The 8,254-nt window shown below is 32.7% G+C and carries 6 protein-coding genes and 1 pseudogene; all 7 read left to right on the forward strand.

What is annotated here, in order from left to right:
* Positions 1–173: 173 nt before the first annotated feature.
* On the forward strand, positions 174–1,151 hold the full coding sequence (gene rsgA / locus RMO70_RS11750) for a ribosome small subunit-dependent GTPase A (protein WP_310556628.1): 978 nt from the start codon (positions 174–176) through the stop codon (positions 1,149–1,151).
* Positions 1,152–1,193: 42 nt separating this feature from the next.
* A complete protein-coding gene (dtd, locus tag RMO70_RS11755; protein ID WP_310556629.1) occupies positions 1,194–1,646 on the forward strand; it encodes a D-aminoacyl-tRNA deacylase in 453 nt (150 codons plus the stop codon).
* A gap of 48 nt (positions 1,647–1,694) precedes the next feature.
* The gene (locus RMO70_RS11760) at positions 1,695–3,602 is read left to right on the forward strand and encodes a DUF3857 domain-containing protein (protein ID WP_310556630.1); all 1,908 of its coding nucleotides are present in this window, start codon (positions 1,695–1,697) and stop codon (positions 3,600–3,602) included.
* A gap of 1 nt (position 3,603) precedes the next feature.
* Entirely contained in the window at positions 3,604–5,508 is a 1,905-nt protein-coding gene (locus RMO70_RS11765) for a DUF3857 domain-containing protein (protein WP_310556631.1), read from the forward strand.
* 4 nt (positions 5,509–5,512) lie between these two features.
* A complete protein-coding gene (locus tag RMO70_RS11770; RefSeq protein ID WP_310556632.1) occupies positions 5,513–7,504 on the forward strand; it encodes a DUF3857 domain-containing protein in 1,992 nt (663 codons plus the stop codon).
* A gap of 39 nt (positions 7,505–7,543) precedes the next feature.
* Positions 7,544–7,870, forward strand: coding sequence for a nucleotide pyrophosphohydrolase (locus tag RMO70_RS11775; protein ID WP_310556633.1), 327 nt, complete (start codon positions 7,544–7,546; stop codon positions 7,868–7,870).
* Between the two features lie 69 nt (positions 7,871–7,939).
* Positions 7,940–8,254 (forward strand): annotated as a pseudogene (locus RMO70_RS11780) (3-phosphoshikimate 1-carboxyvinyltransferase); the annotation flags it as partial.

Below are 8,254 nucleotides of genomic sequence, written 5' to 3' on the forward strand. Positions count from 1 at the left end.
TAAAATCCCAAGGCATTTATGTTTTGGGATTTTGCTTTTTTAGGATTTTGAAAAACTTTAAACTTTAAACTTTAAACGAGAAACAAAATTTTATCTTTGCAATGTCTTAGGTTATAAATCTAAAATTTAATCCCGAATAGTCGGGACGTTAATCTACAATCTAAAATCCTTCTATGACAGGACTCGTTTATAAATCTACAGGAAGTTGGTACACCGTAAAATCCGAGCAAGGCGATTTTATCGAATGTCGTATGAAAGGGAAGTTTCGAATCAAAGGAATTAAAAGCACCAACCCAATTGCTGTGGGCGATGTAGTAGATTATGAACTCGAAGAATCGTCCGATACCGTTACAGGAACGATTCACAACATCCACGACAGGAAGAATTATATCGTTCGAAAATCTGTGAATTTATCGCATCAAATGCACATCATTGCGTCGAATATCGATCGCGTTTTTTTATTAGTTACCATCAATAATCCACCTACAACTTTCAATTTTATAGACCGTTTTCTGGTAACTGCCGAAGCGTATGGCATTGAAACCATAATCGTTTTTAATAAAATAGACACTTTTGACCAAGCCACACTCGACGAACAATTGTACATGCAACATGTTTACCAGGAAATTGGGTACCAATGTTTGAGAACCTCTTCTACAGAGAAAAAAGGAATAGATGCTTTGAAAGAAATGATGATTGGTAAAGTCAGCATGTTTTCGGGACATTCTGGTGTGGGAAAATCAACTTTGGTTAATGCAATGGAACCTTCATTAGATTTAAAAACCAAAACCATTTCCGAAGCCAGCAAGCAAGGACAGCATACAACGACTTTTGCCGAAATGTATGATTTGAGTTTTAATGCTCGAATAATTGATACGCCAGGAATCAAAGGTTTTGGAATTGTCGATATGGAAAAAGAAGAAATCAGTGGTTATTTTCCAGAATTTTTCAAGCTAAAAGACCAATGCAAATTCAATAATTGTTTGCACAAAGACGAACCACATTGCGCTATCAAAAACGCTTTGGAAAAAGACGAAATCGCATGGTCGCGTTATAGAAGTTACCTGAAAATCCTAGAAGGCGACGACGAAAATTACCGAACAGATATTCACAACGAAGACCGAAAAGCAAGTGATGAAACGAGGAAATAGTAGAGACGCGATTTATCGCGTCTAAATATATTTTAAAAAATAATGAATGTAGTTTTACAACGAGTTTCTTCTGCCTCCGTTACAATCGATTCTAAAATCGTAGCCAAAATCCAAAATGGCTTACTGGTTTTACTAGGAATTGAAGATGCTGATTCGCAAGAAGACACCAATTGGCTTTGCCAAAAAATCGCCAACCTTCGTGTTTTTGGCGATGAAAATAATGTCATGAACCTTTCGGTAAAAGACATTGATGGCGAAATTATTGTGGTTTCTCAATTCACACTCCAAGCTTTGACCAAAAAAGGCAATCGTCCCAGCTATATCAAAGCTGCAAAACCTGAAATTGCGATTCCACTTTATGAGGATTTTATTCAAAAACTAGCAACCCAATTAGGAAAAAAAATACAAACAGGAGTTTTTGGCGCTGACATGAAAGTGGCTCTGGTAAATGATGGTCCAGTTACGATAATAATTGATAGTAAAAACAAAGAATAAATTAAGATTATTCTTAAAATTTTTATATTTTTGAGAAAACATTTATAGATGAAAACGCTTATTTCTTTGGTTGTTATTATTTTATTTTCTACTTCAATTTACGCTCAAAAATTAGAATATTCCACACTTTTTATTCCTGATAGTTTAAAGCAAAATGCCAATACTGTTGTGCGTTTAGATCAAATGGATATTGTAATTGCTTCGCAACGAAGCATGAATGTTAAGCAAAAAAGAGTAGTTACGGTTTTGAATGAGAAAGGGCAAAACGCGATAAATGCCTACGAAAACTACGATAAGAAAACTACAGTTAAGGAAATTCATGCCACTATTTATGATGCTTTAGGCAATGAAATTAAGAAAGCAAAACGGAAAGATTTTAGAGATCAATGCATGCTTGATGGGATTACTATTTTCTCTGACAGTCGATTTATTTATTTAGAATATACACCCACACAATATCCTTTTACAATTGTTTACGAAAGCGAAGTCGAAACATCAAATACCGCATTTATTCCACAATGGATTCCTTTGAATGAAAATTTTGTAAGTATTGAAAAATGTGTTTTGAATGTAAATTTCCCCTCTAATCTTGGATTTAAAAAGAAAGAGTTCAATTTCACGGACTTTAAAATTAAAAAAACCGCAGACACAGCAACAAATCTTTCTTATATAGCAACAAATTTATTAGCTCAAAAAGAGGAGGATTACAGCCCTGTTTATGTTGGTTTTCCCAGACTTATGTTGGGTTTAGAAGTTTTTAATATTGAAGGAGTTGACGGCAATGCAAAAACCTGGAAAGAATTTGGGCAGTGGTATTCAGACAAAATTTTAACAGGAACAACAGAACTGTCCGATGAAACCAAAATAAAAATAAAAGCATTGGTCGGTAACGAAACAGATCCAATCAAGAAAGCAAAAATAATTTACCATTACGTACAAGAAAAATCAAGATATGTAAGCATTCAAGTAGGAATTGGCGGTTGGAAACCTATGTATGCAAATGATGTAGACCGACTTGGTTATGGCGATTGTAAAGCATTGACGAACTATACAAAAGCACTTTTAAACGTTGTTGATGTGCCAACTTACAATACAATTTTATATGGAGGCAGAGAAAAAATTGATATAGAATCAGACTTTGTATCCATGCAAGGAAATCACATGATATTGACAATTCCAGATGGAGAAAAATACATTTGGCTCGAATGTACTAGTCAGGACGATCCTTTTGGGTATCAAGCCAATTTTACCGATGACAGGAATGTTTTAGTCATAAAACCGGATGGTGCTGAAATTGTACGAACCAAGAATTACCAAGACAAAGACAATACTCAAGTTAATACGGGGAAATACACCTTGTCTGAAGATGGCACTTTTACCGGAACAATAACAATGGTTTCTCAAGGTTCACAATACGGTTCAAAAGTGCGTGTCGAAAAATTGCAACCCACAGATAAGGAAGCACATTATAAAAACTATTGGGACAATATTAGTAATTTGAAACTAAATAAAATTACTTTTTCTAATGATAAGCAAAAAATAAGCTTTGCCGAAAACCTAGACATTTCAGCCGAAAATTATGGTAAAATAACAAGCAACACTATGATTTTTGTAGTGAATGCATTCAGTCAAGAAACCGGAAGCATAAAAAGAATTCGCAACCGCAAAAACCCTTTCGAAATCACTCGAGGATCTTATGATTCAGATGAAATCACAATTGCTTTACCTTCAGGTTTTGCCATTGAATCTATACCCCAAAAAACAGAATTGACCAGTAAATTTGTGGAATACAAAACCGAGGTTATAAAAAGCGACAGTTCAAATTTAGTTTACAAACGCACTTTTTTTGTAAAAAAAGGCTTGTATACAAGCAAAGAATACGATGAATTTCGACTCTTTATGGAACAAGTTTCTAGAAATGATAATGCTAAAATAATACTTACAAAAATTCAGTAATATGTTTTTAAAAAAATCACTAATCGCTTTATTATTTTTAGTTTCATTTTCAAAAACAAAGGCTCAAGATTTTGAAATGGGCAAGGTTTCACTAGCAGAACTTCAAGAAAAAGTGCATCCAATTGATACAAGTGCTGTAGCAGCAATATTATTTAAAACGGGGAAGAGTTTTTATGCATTATCATCAATAACCAAAGTAAAAACACGTATCAAAATTTATAAAAAAGAGGGATATAAATTTGCAAATCAAGGAGTTCAACATTTTAAAGGACAGCCCGTTATTTTTACAAATGCAGTGACCTATAATTTAGTTGATGGAAAAATTGAAAAAACAAAACTACAGAGTGATGGGGAATTCAACGAAGTAGTTAATAAATACCGGTTTAGAAAAAAAATAACAATGCCTAATGTAAAAGTCGGTTCTGTTATAGAATTTGAGTACGAAATGAAATCAGAGGGTTATGGATTTCCTCTAGAATGGCAATTTCAATCGAGTATTCCTGTGAATTATTCGAAGTATGAGACTACAATTTCAGATAATTTAGTTTTTAAAACTAGTTTCAAAGGTTTTATTATACCTAAAATAACTAAAAATAAGAAAGGTAATATGGACACGCATACTACTTATTTATTAGAAAACATTCCAGCAATCAATAAGGAAGTTTATGTCAATAACATTGATAATTACAAGTCCACTTTAAATCATGAAATTGCAATAATAAATGTGCCTGGAAGAATATATAAAGAATTTTCAACAGATTGGAATGCAGTAGTAAAAACGATTTATGAAGAAGAGAGTTTTGATGATGAACTCAATAAAACTGATTATTTTGAGGATGATTTAGATGCACTAATAAAAGGTTTGAATACTCCTGATGAAAAAATCACAGCGATTTTTGAGCATGTAAAAGAGTCAGTAAAATGGAATCAATATACTGATTTTTTCTGTGATGAAGGCGTAAGAAAAGCGTACAAAGATAAAACTGGAAATGTAGCCGAAATAAATTTAATGTTAACAGCAATGTTGCGCTATGCAGGATTGAATGCTAACCCCGTAATACTTAGTACTCGTTCTAAAGGTATTGCATTACTCCCTTCAATTAGAGCATTCAATTATGTTATAGCCGCTATTGAAACTCAAGAAGGAATAGTATTGCTTGATGCTACCGAAAAATATGCATCGCCTAATGTACTTCCTGTCGAGGATCTAAACGGGTTTGGCAGACTTATCAGAAAAGATGGAACTTCGACCCAAGTGAGTTTGACACCACAAACTCAATCCAAAGAAGTGACCAATATGAATTTGATTTTGGGAAAAGATGGAGTTATCAACGGTAAAATTAGAATACAATTATCGAATCATAATGCGCTAGCTTTTAGACAAAAAAACCTAATAACTACAACAGATACTTATCTTGAAGGGATAGAAAACCAAAACAATAACATAGAAATAAGCGATTATGTGAGAGAAAACGATCTCGATTTATCAAAACCTATTGTAGAAGGATACGCTTTTAAAGATTCAAAAAGTATAGAAATCATCAATGACAAAATCTATGTTTCACCTTTGCTATTTTTAGCGACAAAAGAGAACCCATTCAAACAGGAAATAAGAGAATATCCAGTCGATTTTAGTTATCCATTTCAGAATAAATATAATGTTAGCATTACTATTCCCGAAGGTTTTATAGTTGAAACGCTTCCAGCTCCAATCAATATTGCTACAGGTGAAAATATAGGATCGTTTAAATATGTTACAGGAACCACAGGAAATAAAGTGCAAATTTCAATCACTTTAGATATAAACACCGCCATAGTTTCTGAGGATTATTACGATGTACTAAAAGCTTTTTACCAACAAATGATTGACAAACAAAACGAGAAAATAGTTTTAAAGAAAATATAATTCAATGAAAATTAAATCACTTATTGGGTTATTATTTTTACTTTCTTTTATAAAAGGAAGTGCACAAAAACTCGAGTTTGGCAAAGTTTCTATTGCAGAATTAGAAGAAAAATTTCATCCTATTGATACTAGTGCAGTTGCAGCTATTTTATTCAAAAAAGGAAAAACCGTTTTTGAATACCATCGAGAAAATGGCTTTAGTATAAAAAGTGAATGTACATTTAGGATAAAAATTTATAAAAAAGAAGGATTAAGTTGGGCTAACTTTGAAGTCCCATATTATGTGGGTTACGAAAATTACAATGATGATTCTGTAGAGTTTTCTAATGGTGTTACTTATAATTTAGAGAATGGCACTATTGTAAAAACAAAGTTAAATAGTGAAGGAAAATTCAAGAATAACATAAATAAATATTGGAATAAAGCCTTGATTACTTTGCCAAATGCAAAAGTAGGCTCAATTATCGAATTCAAATATACTTTAAAATCAGAGGACATTGTAAAATTTCCAGACCTTGATTTTCAATATGAAATCCCAGTAAAACAGGCGGAATATACAACTGAAATACCTGGTTTTTTTGTATATAAAGCTCTCGCAAAAGGTTTTTTAGAGGTAAAAACAGAGTCTAAAATTGCACCAGGATATCTAACTTTTGCAGATGAATTTGACCGAATGAAAAGTAATTCAGTTACTTTTCAGCAAATAAATAATAAATACACAGCCTACAACATTCCTGCTTTAAAAACGGAACCATTTGTAGACAACATTCAAAATTATAGATTAGCAATTAAAAACGAATTAGAAAAAACACAGTTTTATGAAGAACCAGTCAAGGATTATGCACAAACATGGGAAGGTGTAGCCAAAACTATATATAAAGACAAAGAATTTGGCGACGAACTTAATGCACGATCTTATTTTGAACAAGATTTAAAAACAATTATAAAAGAAAATCTATCAGAAAACGAAAAAGTTGATGTCATCTTTAAATTTGTACAGCATAAAATGAATTGGAATAAACTTCAGGGATATACAACTCGTAAAGGAGTAAAAAAAGCATACCTAGAAAACACAGGAAATACTGCCGAAATAAATTTTATTTTGATTTCGATGTTAAATTATGCTGGCATCATTGCAAAACCAGTGTTGTTGAGCACTGTTGATAACGGCATCCCAGTTTTTCCAAATAGAACTGGTTTTAATCATGTAATTGCAGCTGTAGAAATTGATAACAAAAGAGTTTTGCTCGATGCAACAAATAAATATACACTTCAAGATATTATTCCTTTAGAAAACTTAAACTGGAATGGACGATTGATTAGACAAGACGGAACATCCGAAGAAATTAATTTATTACCAACAAAACCATCAAAAACAACCATGAATATGATGGTTTCAGTTGATGCAACAGGAAAAATAAATGGTAAAATCAGAATCCAAAAAACGGATTATGATGCACTTACTTTTAGAGAGAAATACACAGGGATTAATAAAGAAAATTACCTAGAAAAACTTGAAAATCAAATGAATGGAATCTTGATAAGTGACTATTCAATTGATAATAGTAGTGATAATAGTAAACCTATTATAGAAAATTTTACTTTCAACACGGAGAATCAATGTGAAATTATAGGAGGTAAACTGTATATTAATCCTTTGCTTTTTTATACCCAAACCAGAAATCCTTTCGAACAAAATAATAGGCAAATGCCTATATATTTTGGGTATCCAAAACAGGAAAAGTATAATATAAATATAGAAATTCCAGAAGGATACATTGTAGAATCAATGCCAAAACCATTGAAACTAACAACTGGAGAAAATGTAGGCATGTTTTTATTTAACATTTCAACTGAAGGTAATAAAATTCAAATTCAGGTTACAGAAGAGATGAACAAAGCCATGGTTTCGGCAAATTTTTACGATGCTTTAAAATCGTTTTACCAGCAAATAGTTGACAAACAAAACGAGAAAATAGTTTTAAAGAAAATATAGTTTTGTAAATAACCCTGACAGGATAAAAAATAAAAACCAATGAACCTAAAACACTCCCAACTCGCCGTAGACAATTGGATCAAAGAACACGGTGTGCGTTACTTTAACGAACTCACAAACATGGCACAACTTACTGAAGAAGTAGGCGAAGTAGCAAGAATTATTGCCCGTCGTTATGGCGAACAATCCGAAAAAGAAAGTGATAAAAACAAAGACCTTGGCGAAGAACTTGCAGATGTAGTTTTTGTAGTTTTATGTCTAGCCAATCAAACCGGAATCGATTTACAAGCCGCTTTTGACAAAAAGATGGATTTAAAATCCGTTCGAGACAAAGACCGACACAAAAACAACGATAAACTCAAATAAGTTGCAAGATAGAAGTTGGAAGTTTTACGATTCTATGCTTATCTTTGCACATTCTATGAAATCAAAAAAATGAATCTATCTATACAGGCTTCCAGCCTCCAACTTCCAGCTTCGTTATCCATAACAGGTTCCAAAAGCGAAACCAATAGACTGTTGTTGCTTCAAGCGTTGTTTCCAAATATTACTCTTGCCAATACTTCAAACTCTGATGATTCTGAAGTGATGATGAAAGCACTTGTGCCTAACACCCAAAACTCAAAACTCAACACCCAACTTATAGACATTCACCATGCAGGAACTGCAATGCGTTTTCTAACGGCTTATTTTGCGGTAAGTGAAGGTCGCGAAGTAGTGCTAACAGGTTCTCAACGAATGACAGAACGC

Source organism: Flavobacterium sp. (assembly GCF_031422135.1).
In the GTDB taxonomy this organism is placed as follows: Bacteria; Bacteroidota; Bacteroidia; order Flavobacteriales; family Flavobacteriaceae; genus Flavobacterium.

Coding starts and splice junctions, on each gene's coding strand:
- rsgA (WP_310556628.1), top strand. CDS start 174: ATGACAGGACTCGTTTATAAATCTACAGGAAGTTGGTACACCGTAAAA.
- dtd (WP_310556629.1), top strand. CDS start 1,194: ATGAATGTAGTTTTACAACGAGTTTCTTCTGCCTCCGTTACAATCGAT.
- RMO70_RS11760 (WP_310556630.1), top strand. CDS start 1,695: ATGAAAACGCTTATTTCTTTGGTTGTTATTATTTTATTTTCTACTTCA.
- RMO70_RS11765 (WP_310556631.1), top strand. CDS start 3,604: ATGTTTTTAAAAAAATCACTAATCGCTTTATTATTTTTAGTTTCATTT.
- RMO70_RS11770 (WP_310556632.1), top strand. CDS start 5,513: ATGAAAATTAAATCACTTATTGGGTTATTATTTTTACTTTCTTTTATA.
- RMO70_RS11775 (WP_310556633.1), top strand. CDS start 7,544: ATGAACCTAAAACACTCCCAACTCGCCGTAGACAATTGGATCAAAGAA.